Source organism: Enterobacter sp. BNK-16 (assembly GCF_048684955.1).
In the GTDB taxonomy this organism is placed as follows: Bacteria; Pseudomonadota; Gammaproteobacteria; order Enterobacterales; family Enterobacteriaceae; genus Enterobacter; species Enterobacter bugandensis.
In genome coordinates this window covers 2,237,060-2,249,253 of the sequence record NZ_JBLQTQ010000001.1, presented here as the reverse complement: position 1 = coordinate 2,249,253, position 12,194 = coordinate 2,237,060, and the positions used below count along the sequence as shown (strand labels likewise).

12 protein-coding genes and 1 pseudogene are annotated in these 12,194 nt (G+C 56.7%); 7 read left to right on the top strand and 6 right to left on the bottom strand.

Annotated elements, in window-relative coordinates:
* The first annotated feature begins 201 nt into the window (after positions 1–201).
* The 4 genes from tomB to ACMGGH_RS10735 all read left to right on the top strand — a co-directional run bounded on the left by tomB (position 202) and on the right by ACMGGH_RS10735 (position 2,167).
* On the top strand, positions 202–576 hold the full coding sequence (tomB, locus tag ACMGGH_RS10750; protein WP_028012188.1) for an Hha toxicity modulator TomB: 375 nt from the start codon (positions 202–204) through the stop codon (positions 574–576).
* A 27-nt stretch (positions 577–603) separates the two neighbouring features.
* Entirely contained in the window at positions 604–822 is a 219-nt protein-coding gene (locus ACMGGH_RS10745) for an HHA domain-containing protein (protein ID WP_008499287.1), read from the top strand.
* A 209-nt stretch (positions 823–1,031) separates the two neighbouring features.
* Entirely contained in the window at positions 1,032–1,583 is a 552-nt protein-coding gene (gene maa, locus ACMGGH_RS10740; protein WP_028012187.1) for a maltose O-acetyltransferase, read from the top strand.
* Positions 1,584–1,699: 116 nt separating this feature from the next.
* Positions 1,700–2,167 (top strand): YlaC family protein, encoded by a 468-nt coding sequence (locus ACMGGH_RS10735; RefSeq protein WP_059354006.1) that lies wholly within the window; start codon positions 1,700–1,702, stop codon positions 2,165–2,167.
* Here ACMGGH_RS10735 and ACMGGH_RS10730 read toward each other — a convergent pair.
* A complete protein-coding gene (locus tag ACMGGH_RS10730; protein ID WP_232948766.1) occupies positions 2,139–3,599 on the bottom strand; it encodes a PLP-dependent aminotransferase family protein in 1,461 nt (486 codons plus the stop codon). The genes ACMGGH_RS10735 and ACMGGH_RS10730 overlap by 29 nt on opposite strands.
* A 101-nt stretch (positions 3,600–3,700) precedes the next feature.
* Here ACMGGH_RS10730 and ACMGGH_RS10725 point away from each other — a divergent pair, with 101 nt between their 5' ends.
* On the top strand, positions 3,701–4,411 hold the full coding sequence (locus ACMGGH_RS10725) for a GNAT family N-acetyltransferase (RefSeq protein ID WP_045259912.1): 711 nt from the start codon (positions 3,701–3,703) through the stop codon (positions 4,409–4,411).
* Here the strand turns inward: ACMGGH_RS10725 and ykgO are convergent.
* Positions 4,408–4,548: a type B 50S ribosomal protein L36 gene (gene ykgO, locus ACMGGH_RS10720; RefSeq protein ID WP_003859006.1), complete on the bottom strand. Its 141-nt coding sequence runs from the start codon at positions 4,546–4,548 to the stop codon at positions 4,408–4,410. The two genes, ACMGGH_RS10725 and ykgO, sit on opposite strands and share 4 nt — an antisense overlap.
* A 2-nt stretch (positions 4,549–4,550) precedes the next feature.
* A complete protein-coding gene (locus ACMGGH_RS10715) occupies positions 4,551–4,811 on the bottom strand; it encodes a type B 50S ribosomal protein L31 (RefSeq protein ID WP_006176933.1) in 261 nt (86 codons plus the stop codon).
* A gap of 219 nt (positions 4,812–5,030) precedes the next feature.
* Between ACMGGH_RS10715 and ACMGGH_RS10710 the strand changes: the two genes are divergently transcribed.
* Positions 5,031–6,596, top strand: coding sequence for an EAL domain-containing protein (locus tag ACMGGH_RS10710; protein ID WP_232948765.1), 1,566 nt, complete (start codon positions 5,031–5,033; stop codon positions 6,594–6,596).
* Here the strand turns inward: ACMGGH_RS10710 and ACMGGH_RS10705 are convergent.
* Positions 6,589–6,861, bottom strand: a complete 273-nt coding sequence (locus tag ACMGGH_RS10705; RefSeq protein ID WP_232948764.1) for a metal-sensing transcriptional repressor — start codon at positions 6,859–6,861, stop codon at positions 6,589–6,591. The genes ACMGGH_RS10710 and ACMGGH_RS10705 overlap by 8 nt on opposite strands.
* 153 nt (positions 6,862–7,014) lie before the next feature.
* Here ACMGGH_RS10705 and ACMGGH_RS10700 point away from each other — a divergent pair, with 153 nt between their 5' ends.
* Positions 7,015–7,827: a nickel/cobalt efflux protein RcnA gene (locus tag ACMGGH_RS10700; RefSeq protein ID WP_232948763.1), complete on the top strand. Its 813-nt coding sequence runs from the start codon at positions 7,015–7,017 to the stop codon at positions 7,825–7,827.
* Between the two features lie 33 nt (positions 7,828–7,860).
* On the opposite strand, the gene ACMGGH_RS10695 is transcribed toward ACMGGH_RS10700, so the two are convergent.
* Together ACMGGH_RS10695 and ACMGGH_RS10690 are read right to left on the bottom strand one after the other, a co-directional pair.
* Entirely contained in the window at positions 7,861–10,953 is a 3,093-nt protein-coding gene (locus tag ACMGGH_RS10695) for a beta-galactosidase (protein ID WP_232948762.1), read from the bottom strand.
* 102 nt (positions 10,954–11,055) lie between these two features.
* Positions 11,056–12,125 (bottom strand): annotated as a pseudogene (locus ACMGGH_RS10690) (LacI family DNA-binding transcriptional regulator).
* Positions 12,126–12,194: the final 69 nt, after the last annotated feature.

Sequence of the window (12,194 nt, the reverse complement as noted above, 5' to 3'; positions counted from 1 at the left end):
TTCAGTTTCGGATGAACATTTGCGTAGACGCTCGCAGCCTGCGGTTTTATTTGTAATTTTTCGTAATAGCGCGGTGAAATCCAGGAAGGAGTGGCTTATAGTTAGGTTATCAGGAACACAGCGCTCATGTAGCTAAGTCAGATGTATCCATCCCGACAATGATGTTCGGTGAGTAAGAAATCACTCAGAAGGGGATGCGCTATGGACGAGTACTCGCCAAAAAGGCATGATATCGCGCAGTTGAAATTTCTCTGCGAATCCTTGTACCATGACTGCCTTGCCAATCTTGATGAAAGCAACCATGGCTGGGTAAATGACCCAACGTCTGCCATCAATTTACAGTTGAATGAGCTGATAGAGCATATCGCTACCTTCGCACTTAATTATAAAATTAAGTACAATGAAGATAATAAGCTCATTGAGCAAATTGATGAATACCTGGACGACACCTTTATGTTGTTCAGCAGTTACGGCATTAACACTCAGGATTTGCAAAAATGGCGTAAATCGGGAAACCGGCTATTCCGCTGTTTCGTCAACGTGAGCAGAGCTAACCCGGTTAGTCTTTCCTGTTAAAATTATTACAATTACTAAGGTGAATTTATGTCTGATAAACCACTCACAAAAATCGATTATTTGATGCGCTTACGACGTTGTCAGTCAATTGACACCCTTGAACGCGTCATTGAAAAGAATAAATACGAGCTTTCTGATAATGAACTGGCGGTATTTTATTCAGCCGCTGACCATCGCCTTGCAGAGCTAACGATGAATAAGCTGTATGACAAAATCCCTACTTCTGTATGGAAATTTGTCCGTTAATCTTTGAAGTGTGTCTGTAGAGGTTCTACGCCACGTTATAAGCTGTATTCACCTGTCCCGTTATGCTCCCTGCGCGAAAGCCAGGTCTCCGTGTTAAACGCGCTCATCAGCAACAATGTTGTGACTTTGGTCACATCGGCCTTCCGGGAACGTTCCCCTTAACGCCCGTTGCGATTACCCTTCAGGAATAACATCCAGAGAGGTTTCCGATGAGCATAGAAAAACAGAAGATGATTTCAGGTGAACATTACCGCCCTGGTGATGAGACGTTACGCGCCGACCGGCTTCGGGCGCGCCATCTGCTTCACCGCTATAACCACACCGCGCCTGACGAAAAAACAGAACGCCAGAATATTCTGGCGGAACTGCTGGGACAAAGCGAAGGGGCGTATATTGAGCCGAGCTTCCGCTGTGACTATGGATATAACATTTATCTGGGCAAAGACTTTTACGCCAACTTCGATTGCGTAATGCTGGATGTCTGCCCTGTACATATTGGCGACAACTGCATGCTCGCGCCGGGCGTTCATATTTATACGGCCACCCATCCGCTGGATGCGCAAGAACGTAACAGCGGAGTGGAGTTTGGTAAGCCCGTCACCATTGGCAATAATGTCTGGATTGGTGGACGTGCGGTCATTAACCCAGGCGTCACCATCGGGGATAATGTGGTTGTGGCTTCCGGTGCCGTCGTGACGAAAGACGTGCCGGCTAACGTCGTCGTGGGCGGCAACCCGGCGAAAATCATCAAAACGCTGTAACGATCCGGGGAGCCAACTGTTATGGTCTTTTAGCGCCCGACTGTTACTTTTTTCAGTCGGATGGCTCCCCTAAAATTGGCAGATACCCTGTATTGTCAACTCTCAAAAGGCCAAAAATGACCGAGATACAGCGCCTGCTTACCGCCACCATCGACGATCTTAACCACCGCGAAAAGCGAGACAATCGCCCGCGCTTTAGCATTAGCTTTATCCGCAAACATCCCGGGCTGTTTGTTGCCATGTATGCCGCCTGGCTGGCGACGCTGATTGTCATGCTGAAGTCCGAAACGCTGGTGGACTCCGTCTGGCTGCTGGTGGTGCTGTTTGTCGTGTTTAACGCCTTTTTCTTTTTCGACGTGAATCCCCGCTACCGTTACGAAGATATCGACGTCCTCGATTTCCGGGTCTGCTACAACGGCGAATGGTACAACACGCGTTTTGTGCCAAATGAGCTTATCGACAGCATCCTGCACTCTCCGGCTGTCGAAACCGTGCACAAAGAGAAGCTGCAGAAAATGGTCGCAACGAAAGGCCAGCTCTCTTTTTATGATGTTTTTACCCTTTCCCGCTCTGCTGCTGCGTAATTAACGCCTGCAGGCGTCGGATACCCGGCGCAAACTGCGAAGCAGAGGTGTTGCCGTAACCTAAAACCAGGCCGGTTTGCCCCTGCTTCGTCTCCAGGTAATAGCCGCTCAGCGCAGCGGGTGCCAGCTGAAATGCCCTCGCTTTCTCTACCAGCCGCTGGTCGTCGATACCGTCAATTGCCAATGTCAGGTGCATTCCCCCTTCTCCGGCAAGAACACGGTGCGGAGTATGAAGCTCTGCGCTCAGCACCTCCCGCAGCTGGCGGTAACGCTTACGATACAGGCGACGCATGGCGGCAAGATGACGGGCATAGTGCCCCTCCTCGATAAACAGCGCCAGGGCGCGCTGTTCTGCGCGGTGCCCGCCGCGCAGCAGCGAGCCGATAGCAGGACGCGCTGCTTTCGCCAGCGCTGGCGGTAACACCATGAACCCCATTCGGAGCGACGGAAACAGCGTTTTACTGAACGTCCCCAGATACACAACGGGCGCGTTGTTGACCATGCCCAGCATCGCCGGTACGGGCTCGCCGACATAGCGGAACTCGCTGTCGTAATCGTCCTCAATGATCCACGCCTTGTGCTGGCGGGCCAGTTCCAGCAGCGCCAGACGCCGCCGCGCGCTGAGCACGCTCCCGTAAGGAAACTGATGCGACGGCGAAATGAAAACGAGCGCAGGTGAAGGCGCATGCAGCCCTTCCCAGCACATTCCCTCGTCATCCACCGGTATGCCGGTCATCGCAAGGCCGGTTTTGACGAAGGCGCTTTTGGCCCCGCTGTAGCCGGGATTTTCCACCCAGGCGACATCCCCCGGCTCGCTTAACAGCATCGTGCACAGATTGACGCCCTCCAGCGCCCCTTCGGTTATCACAATCTGGCTGGCGTCGCAGTCAATGCCGCGAGAAAGCGCAAGGTGACGGGCGATGGCTGCCCGCAGCGACGGCTCACCGGCCGGGTCGCCATAGCCCAGCAGAGCGCTCCCCTCTTCCCGCAGGACGCGATCGTACAATCGCCGCCACAGCGGCAAGGGGAAATAGTTGATGGCGGGCGTTCCCGGCGTAAAGGCCATCACCGGGGTGTCGCGCGGCACAGGTGCAGGCAGCTGGACGACACGTTTTGCCAGCCTGACCTCTGGATCGGTCAGAACCCGCGGGCTGGCACGATGGGCGAATTGTGCCACCCGCGTCCCCTGACGGTTACGCAGCAAATAGCCTTCGAGCGTGAGCTGGTCCAGCGCCGCATTGACGGTGTTCCGTGAAACGGAAAGCTGCTGCGCCAGCGTTCGCGAGCCGGACAGCTGGCTGCCGGACCGAAGCCTTCCGCCCAGTATGGCCTCCCGCAAAGCGAGATAGAGCGCGCGCTGGAGCGTCTCTTCCCCACGCGTTTTAAGCGCAGCATAGAGCAAGGTATAAAGTTCATCGCCCGGTATGTTCATCTCATCTCCTTGTGGTACCACCAAAACATAGCTGAGTGGTTCTTTTTAAGGAACCAGTAATTTTCTAATCTGGAACTCTTCTCAACGTCACGGAAATAAAGATGAAGACATTCAATGAGTTTGGACAACCTGTGGGTGAAGCCCTTACCGACTGGCAGCCTCGCCCTCATCCGTCCCGGGTAGTACTGCAGGGGCATTATTGTCGGCTTGAACCGCTGCGCGTGGAGCATGCCGGGGCGCTGTTCTCCGCCTATGCTCTGGCCGGAGACACCCGCAGCTGGACGTGGCTACTGCGCGAACCCGATGCCACGGCCGCTGAGTTTGCCGAATGGGTGGCAAGCGTGTGTGAGTTATCTGACCCGATGCACTTTACCGTTATAGATAATCAGACCCAGGCCCCCGTCGGGACGCTGGCCCTGATGCGGATCGATCCTAAAAACGGCGTTGTGGAAGTGGGGCACGTTCACTTCTCCGTGCTGTTAAGCCGCACGCCCATGTCAACAGAAGCGCAATATCTGCTGATGCGGTACGCGTTCGATACCCTGGGCTACCGGCGATATGAATGGAAGTGCAACAGCCTGAACGAACCATCACGCAAAGCGGCACTGCGTCTGGGCTTTCAGTTTGAAGGCCGTTTTCGCCAGGCGCTGGTCATAAAAGGCCGTAACCGGGATACCGACTGGTTTTCGATTCTCGACAAAGAGTGGCCGGCGCTGGCGAGCGCCTTTGAAGGCTGGCTTGCCACCGACAATTTTACTGCCGATGGCAAACAGAAAAGATCCCTGGAAAGCTGGCGAGAAACGCGAGTCTAGCGTCTTTTTTTACGTCCCTGCACCGCCTTAAAGCGCGGATTAGATTTGCAAATCACGTATAAGCGTCCCTTGCGTTTGACTATCTGGCAATCCGGGTGACGCTGTTTTGCGCTGCGCAATGAGTTAAGCACCTGCATGGTTAGCCCCGCTTCGCATTAAGAAAACCGCCAAAACGCTTGCGGAAGCGCGCTGCGCTGCCATCCGTGGAAAACGTTTTTTGCTTACCGGTATAAAACGGATGCGATTTTGAAGAAACCTCGATAGTGATGTACGGATACGTTTCACCGTCGAGCTCAATTTCGCGGTCGGTTTTAATGGTTGAACCCACTTTAAAGTATTCATTGGCACTGGTGTCGTGGAATACCACGGTGCGATACGCTGGATGGATGTTTGGTTTCATCATAAACCCTTTGTGTTTTGTTATAACATAACAAAATAATATCCAGGCAAGGTTGAAAAAACAACCCTCTCTCTCCTGAGGATATTTTCTGATTTGCTTTAGATAACATGAAAACCCTGCCCCCACGTGCTATAACTATTTCATTTCGCGGTAAAATCTTTCTCTTCAGGCAGGAAACTCAGCGTCCGGATTCGGGCATATGAGAAAGGAAACGACAGCATGAAAACCCGACATCTGGTCAGTCTGGTGACTGGCGTACTTATCTTTTCCGTGCTGGTTCCCATTTGCCTCAGCATCTGGCTTGCCCATCGCCAGGCAGAAGAGAAATTTGTTGATGCGCTGGATAGCTATGCTTCTCGGGTGCTGATGCGCACCGACAGAGTCGTGGATCAGGCTAAAGAAGCGTTAAATCACCTGCAGGGATTTAAGGGCGTTCCCTGTAGTCCGCTGCATTTGAGGGAAATACGTCGGGTCGCGTTCTCGTGGCGCTATATCCAGGAGGTGATCTATATCGACAACCTCAAACCCCTCTGCTCTTCGCTTGAGCAGGCGAGTAAATCCGCCGCTTATCCTCCTCCCATGCGTATCACCGAAGATGGCTACAGCGCGTGGCTTACCGCACAGAACGATCTTGGGTTTCACCGCTATATGGCCGTGCTCGGGAAGGGCCATTACCTTGTTCTGGTCGATCCTGCCTCGCTTGTGGATGTGATCCCTTTCGGGGCGATTGCCATTGATGCCGCTCTGGTGGGAAGCGCAACGCATCTTATTTTCGCCAGCAGTAACACGCTTGATCCGCATATCCGCGATCGGATCAACGATCGAGGCGTCTCCAGCGTTCAGTACAAGGGCTCCATGTACGTGATGAAGCCGGTACCTGAGCTTGGATTTAGTGTCGTCACGTGGGCATCGCTCACCCCCCTGGCTGAAAGCTGGCACCGACAGCTGCTTTTCTGGCTGCCGTTTGGCGTCCTGATAAGCCTGCTGGCGGCACTGTTTGTCCTGCGGATCCTGCGACGTATCCAGTCGCCGCGCAATCGCCTGCTGGACGCCATTAACAGCCGCGATTTTGTGGTTCACTATCAGCCTATCGTGGCGCTGTGCAGTGGAAAAATCGTGGGTGCGGAAGCGCTTGCGCGCTGGCCCCAGCCAGACGGAAGCAGTCTCTCGCCTGATATATTTGTGCCGCTTGCCGAGCAAACCGGCCTCATCTCGCAGCTGACGCAGTTAGTTATGGAAAAAGTGTTTGAAGATATGGGCCACTGGCTGCAGCTCCACCCCGATCAGCATATCTCCATCAACCTCGCCCCGGCCGATTTGACCTCCGGTAATCTGCCGCCTTTACTGAGTCAACTCCTGAATAAGTGGCAGATTCATCCCCGACAAATCGCCCTTGAGTTAACCGAGCGTGGCTTTGCCGACCCCAAAATCAGCGCGCCGGCTATCGCCGCGTTTCGCCGTTCGGGCCACCCTGTCTACATTGATGATTTTGGCACGGGCTATTCCAGCCTCAGCTATCTGCAGCATCTCGATGTCGACACGCTAAAAATTGACAAATCGTTCGTGGATGCACTGGAGTACAAAAACGTAACGCCGCACATTATCGAAATGGCGAAGTCGCTGCAGCTGGCAATGGTGGCGGAAGGCGTGGAGACCGAAGGGCAGCTTACCTGGCTGCACCGCCACGGTGTGCAGTATGGGCAGGGGTGGTTCTACAGTAAGGCGCTGCCCAGGACGGAATTTATCCTTTGGGCAGAGAACAACCTCGCCACGCGCTCTACTTAAGATAGGATTTGATCACCTGCAGCACGACGCCAAGATCGGCTTCACGCTGCGCCTCTTCGGGCTCTTTCACGACATGATCGGTAAGATGCCCTTCAATCACCTGCATCATCATGCCATTGACCGCGCCACGGATCGCCGCCAGTTGCTGTAACACCTCGGCGCACTCATGATCGCTGTTGAGCATTTTCTCCAGCCCGGTGCTCTGCCCCTGAATTTTCTTCAGGCGAGTCAATAAAATCTTCTTATCGCGAACGGTATGTGACATCTCTGTCTCCCTCATTTTTGGCTTTTGAAGCATATCACGCTCTACTCCCCCTGAGTATTTTTCTACGGGGGGGTAGTATTAAACTACTGGGGGTAGTATTAAACTACTGGGGGGGAGTACTATTTGCGCACGCTTTCCATACTGGAAATTTCAATGAACGATTTTGCTTCACTCCTGCAGCAGGGTAATGCCTGGCTGTTTGTTCCCAGCGCTATCCTGCTCGGTGCGCTGCATGGCCTGGAGCCGGGCCACTCAAAAACAATGATGGCTGCCTTTATCGTGGCTATCCGCGGCACGCTGAAGCAGGCGGTGTTGCTCGGTCTGGCGGCTACGCTTTCCCATACGGCGGTAGTCTGGATCATTGCCATGGCAGGACTATGGTTTGGCCGCGGCTGGGACGCACATACGTCTGAACCCTGGTTCCAGCTGATCTCCGGGGTGTTGATCGTTGCAATCGCCCTGTGGATGGCGTGGCGAACCTGGAAAGAGAGCCGGCCACACGATCATCATCACGATTGCCACCACCATCATGACCATGACCACCACCATGATCATCACCATGAACACCCGCTGGTTGAAGAGGAGTGGCAGGACGCCCACCAGCGCGCGCACGCGCAGGATATCAACCGGCGCTTTAACGGACAAAACGTGACGACAGGACAGATCGCGATGTTTGGCCTGACCGGCGGGCTTATCCCTTGCCCGGCGTCCATCACCGTTCTGCTGATCTGCCTGCAGCTGAAGCATTTTGCGCTCGGCGCGACGCTGGTATTCAGCTTCAGCATCGGTCTGGCGTTAACGCTGGTCGCTTCCGGCGCGATTGCCGCCTTAAGCCTTAAGCACGCGACAAAACGCTGGCCCGGATTCAGCGAACTTTCCCGCAAAGCGCCGTGGATCTCCGCCGCGCTGATTATCGTGGTAGGGATTTACATAAGCCTGCATGGCCTGAGCGGCATTCTGGCGTAAGCAGGCGGCCACGCCCGGTGGCCGCCTCTCTGGTCAGGTAAGAGTCTGCTGCCAGCTAAAGGTATAACGAAGCTGGCGCGTCTGCAGGATAAATTCCGGCGAAACGCTGGGGCTCCAGGAGTCATCGCCACCCACCCCCATATGAAACGCATCGAGGTTGAGCCAGCACCCCGGCTCTTCCCGCAGCAGATGATGATGGGTTGTCTCACGCAGCTGATGCTGGCTATAGCGGCCCACTGAGAAATGGAACGCGCCATTCAGCTGATGCGCACCCAGCACAAGTTTGCGGGTATCGCAGCGCAAACCATTTTCCGTCGGGAAGATATACGGCGTGTGCATGTCTGCCAGGGGCAGTGTCCAGCGCCCCTGCTGCGCCGCCAGCTTTCTGTCCGGGTAGTTTTCATGCGGACCCAGCCCCAGCCAGTCAACCTTTTCTGGCGTTTCAGCGAGATGAACGCTCAGGCCTATGCGCGCGGGCTCCGGGATATCAGACGCAATATCGACCTGAATGTCGCCATGCAGAACCCCCTGCTCGTCCACCCGCCAGATTTTACGGCTCAGGAACAGTGCCCTGCCGCGATGCTCCAGGACATTAAGCGTGGTAACCACCACCTCACGCGCATGCTGCTCTGCCTCACAGTGCAGCATGCGCGAGGTGAGATCGTACATGCCCGCCGCTTTCCAGCGTTCAACCCACGCGTTTGGATCGATGCGCGTCGCTTCGCTCACCCCAATGTCGTTGTCCAGCGGCGCGCGGCTGACGTTATCCGTCACGGGTGAAAGCAGCGTTTCAACGCCATTTCGCCACCATTGAGTCAGGTTTCCGGATGCGCGATCGAACTGCCATCGCTGTTGACGATGCGTGACCTCCAGGATGCGATCGTTTTGCGTTAAAACCGGCGGCTCGCCCGTAGAGGCTGACGGTGCAATAAAGAGTGGAGCGGGAAGCGTCCACTGCTCCCACGCGCAGCGATGGCCTGCCGGTGACCACGGCGTTGCCAGCGGCTGGCGAACCTCAACGTTCAGCCAGATTTCACCCGGCCCGGCCTTCAGCTCCGGCAGGTCGAGTTCCAGACGCCGGGCGCCTTCAGGCGTTATCGCGAGCGTCACCTCACCTGCGGCCAGCACGTCTCCGTCCCGGGCAACCGTCCAGCTCAGCACCTCGTTATCGGTAGGGCGGAACAGGTAGCCGCTTTGCACCTCAATCACCAGCGGAGAGGTACTGACCAGCGTAAAGGTAAAGAACTGCTGGGCGCGCTGCGCCTCGTACAGCGACGGGTGCGGCGTGCGATCGGGGAAGACCAGTCCGTTAAGGCAGAACTGCCGATCGTTCGGCGTATCGCCAAAATCCCCGCCGTAGGCCCAGAACGCGTTGCCTTTTTCGTCTTTCTTCGTCAGTGCCTGATCGACCCAGTCCCAGACAAACCCACCCTGCAGGCGAGGATGGCTGCGAAACGCCTGCCAGTATTTCGCAAACCCGCCGAAGCTGTTTCCCATCGCGTGGGCGTATTCACAGAGGATCAGCGGACGCGTTTCGTCGGGCATACCGATCCATTTTTTGATTGACCATTTAGGCACCGCCGGGAAAGGCTGATCCCAATCGACCCGGGCGTACATCGGACAAACAATATCGGTCGCCGCCGTATTCGCCCCGCCGCCTTCGTACTGCACCGGGCGCGTGGGATCGGTGGTTTTCAGCCAGCGGTACAGCGCATCATGATTCGCGCCGTGGCCGGACTCGTTACCCAGCGACCAGATGATAATTGAGGGATGATTGCGATCGCGCTGCACCATGCGGGTCACGCGCTCGCTCATGGCGGGCAGCCAGCGCGGATCGTCAGCGAGGCGGCTCATCGGCACCATGCCGTGGGTTTCAATATTGGCTTCGTCAACGACGTACAGCCCGTAGCGATCGCAAAGCCGGTACCACAGCGGATGGTTCGGGTAGTGCGAGCAACGAACGGCGTTGAAGTTATGCTGCTTCATGATTTCGATGTCGCGACGCATGGTCGCCTCGTCCATCACCTGACCGTTTTCCGGGTGATGCTCGTGTCGGTTAACCCCGCGGATCAGCAGCGGCTTACCGTTAAGCTTCAGCAGGCCGTTGCTGATGTCAACGCGGCGGAAGCCCACATCGCACGCCTCAACCTCCAGCACCTCACCCTGCGGGCCGAGAAGCGCCATCGTCAGGCGATACAGTTCCGGCGTTTCAGCACTCCAGAGCGCGGGACGGTCAATGGGGATCGCCACCGTTAAGCGTTCGTCCCAGCTGCCGCGCTCGTCCACAATGGCAGATCCCGGACGCCGGGAAACGCTGGCGCATTTTTCACCCTTGCGCCACAGGGTAAAGACCACCTCGCAGTCTGCAAAGCCCGCCCCTGCCAGCGCGACATCTGCCTTAAGCACCGCGCGGTCCAGCTCCGCATTCAGGTCCGTCACCACGCGATAATCGGCAATCTGCGTTTCGGGTTTATGCAGTAGCGTCACATCGCGGAAAATACCGCTCATGCGCCACATGTCCTGATCTTCCAGATAGCTGCCGTCGCACCAGCGCAACACCATGACCGCCAGGCGGTTCTCACCGGGCCGCAGGACCGTCGAGAGATCGAATTCGGCAGGCAGCCTGCTGTCCTGGGAATAGCCCATCCACCGCCCGTTGCACCACAGATGAAACGCAGAGTTCACGCCGTCAAAGATGATGCGGGTCTGCCCGCTCTGAAGCCACGCGTCATCCACATCAAATGTGAGCGAGTAACAGCCGGTTGGGTTTTCCTGCGGCACAAAAGGCGGATTAACGGGGATAGGATAGGTGACGTTGGTGTAGATGGGCGTGTCAAACCCCTGCATCTGCCAGTTCGACGGCACGGGCATCGCAACGGCGTCCGCACAGTCTTCGGTTACCCACGCCTCCGGGATTTGTTCGGGTGCAGAAAAGTAGTTAAATCGCCACACCCCATTGAGGGAGCGTCTGCTGGCGGATGCAGCATCATCCAGGGCAGGCTGTTCAAGACGCCAGCTGTGTAACGGCGCATGTGCCTCCAGACGGTTCCACTGGGTGACACCCGGGTTTTCCCAGTCCCGTCGGGCCAGAATGGCGCTGAGAGTCAGCGATAAAGTGTTGGGCATATTAACCTCTTTGCGAAGCGCTCACAATTTTGGTTAACATGCCCTGGCACCCGGCGACGGTAAAGCACGCAATCGCGGGGTAGCGAGTCCGATCACAAAGTTTTATTTGCGGGCAAGCTGCCCGGCAAGGAGGGCCAGGCTTCTGAGCTGCTGCGCCAGATCCTCGCGTTCGGCCTGCTGCGGGGTACGGCGCGCGCTGGAATGGCGGGTCACCAGCGTTACCGGCAGCTGAACCTGCCAGCATTCCTCCCCCCGCTGGGGGACAGAAGCCACTCCACGCTGCGCTCGCCCGCCTCTCGAAACGCCTGACGAATGGTCGTCAGCGGCGGAGAAAACCAGGCGCTGTCGGCTGTATCATCAAACCCGACCACCGATATCTGGCCAGGAACAGCTATCCCTTTTTCCGCACAGGCGCGCATTACCCCAAGCGCCATCTGATCGTTCGCCACCAGAATGGCATCCGGCAGTACCGCCCCCGAGAGCAGCACATGTCCCTTCTCATAGCCGCTGGCCGCGCTCCAGTCGCCGTAGGCCACCGCAGCCGCGTCAAGACCCGCCTGCGCCAGCGTCGCTTTCCATCCCGCCAAACGCGCGCGCGCAGAGACAGAGCTTTCCGGCCCGCTCAGCAGGGCAATATGCTGATGCCCCAGCGAAAGCAGATGCTCAACGCCCAGCCGTGCCCCCTCCTCGGCGTTAAACACGAGGCTATTTACCTGCGCTGAAGGTGACACGTCGAGGAACAGCACCGGGACGGGCGTCGCCAGCGACCTGAGCGCTTCGGCGTGCGGATCGTCAAGCGGCACATTTACCAGCAGCGCGTCTACCCGCTGCGCCAGCAGCGCCTGAAGCGCCGCCTGACACTGCTGCGGCTGCTCCACCATGGAAATCAGGACGCTCGCCCCCTGCCCTGCAGCCCGGGATTTTACCGCCGAGACAATTTGCGAAGGCGCGTGCAGCGCCAGATCGGTGGTGATGAGCCCCAGCGTACGGGTGCGTTTCCCCGCCAGCTGCTGCGCCCGCAGGTTGGGAACGTAATGCAGCTCCGCCATTGCCTGCTGCACCTTTTCCCGCGTGCGGGCAGAGACGTGCTCCGCGTCGTTAATCACGCGGGAAACGGTCTGATAAGAAACCCCCGCAAGGAGGGCGACATCATAAAGAGTGATTGCTTTCATGCGTTCTGGCATCGCGATTTTCGAAGCGTCTATTCTGACACAGCGACGCCGTTAAAACATGTGAGCGCT

What these genes read in the sequence shown, in the direction of transcription:
- ykgO (WP_003859006.1), bottom strand. Translation starts at nt 4,548, where the DNA reads ATGCAGGTGCTTAACTCATTGCGCAGCGCAAAACAGCGTCACCCGGAT.
- ACMGGH_RS10735 (WP_059354006.1), top strand. Translation starts at nt 1,700, where the DNA reads ATGACCGAGATACAGCGCCTGCTTACCGCCACCATCGACGATCTTAAC.
- ACMGGH_RS10710 (WP_232948765.1), top strand. Translation starts at nt 5,031, where the DNA reads ATGAAAACCCGACATCTGGTCAGTCTGGTGACTGGCGTACTTATCTTT.
- ACMGGH_RS10715 (WP_006176933.1), bottom strand. Translation starts at nt 4,811, where the DNA reads ATGAAACCAAACATCCATCCAGCGTATCGCACCGTGGTATTCCACGAC.
- ACMGGH_RS10700 (WP_232948763.1), top strand. Translation starts at nt 7,015, where the DNA reads ATGAACGATTTTGCTTCACTCCTGCAGCAGGGTAATGCCTGGCTGTTT.
- ACMGGH_RS10745 (WP_008499287.1), top strand. Translation starts at nt 604, where the DNA reads ATGTCTGATAAACCACTCACAAAAATCGATTATTTGATGCGCTTACGA.
- ACMGGH_RS10705 (WP_232948764.1), bottom strand. Translation starts at nt 6,861, where the DNA reads ATGTCACATACCGTTCGCGATAAGAAGATTTTATTGACTCGCCTGAAG.
- maa (WP_028012187.1), top strand. Translation starts at nt 1,032, where the DNA reads ATGAGCATAGAAAAACAGAAGATGATTTCAGGTGAACATTACCGCCCT.
- ACMGGH_RS10725 (WP_045259912.1), top strand. Translation starts at nt 3,701, where the DNA reads ATGAAGACATTCAATGAGTTTGGACAACCTGTGGGTGAAGCCCTTACC.
- ACMGGH_RS10695 (WP_232948762.1), bottom strand. Translation starts at nt 10,953, where the DNA reads ATGCCCAACACTTTATCGCTGACTCTCAGCGCCATTCTGGCCCGACGG.
- tomB (WP_028012188.1), top strand. Translation starts at nt 202, where the DNA reads ATGGACGAGTACTCGCCAAAAAGGCATGATATCGCGCAGTTGAAATTT.
- ACMGGH_RS10730 (WP_232948766.1), bottom strand. Translation starts at nt 3,599, where the DNA reads ATGAACATACCGGGCGATGAACTTTATACCTTGCTCTATGCTGCGCTT.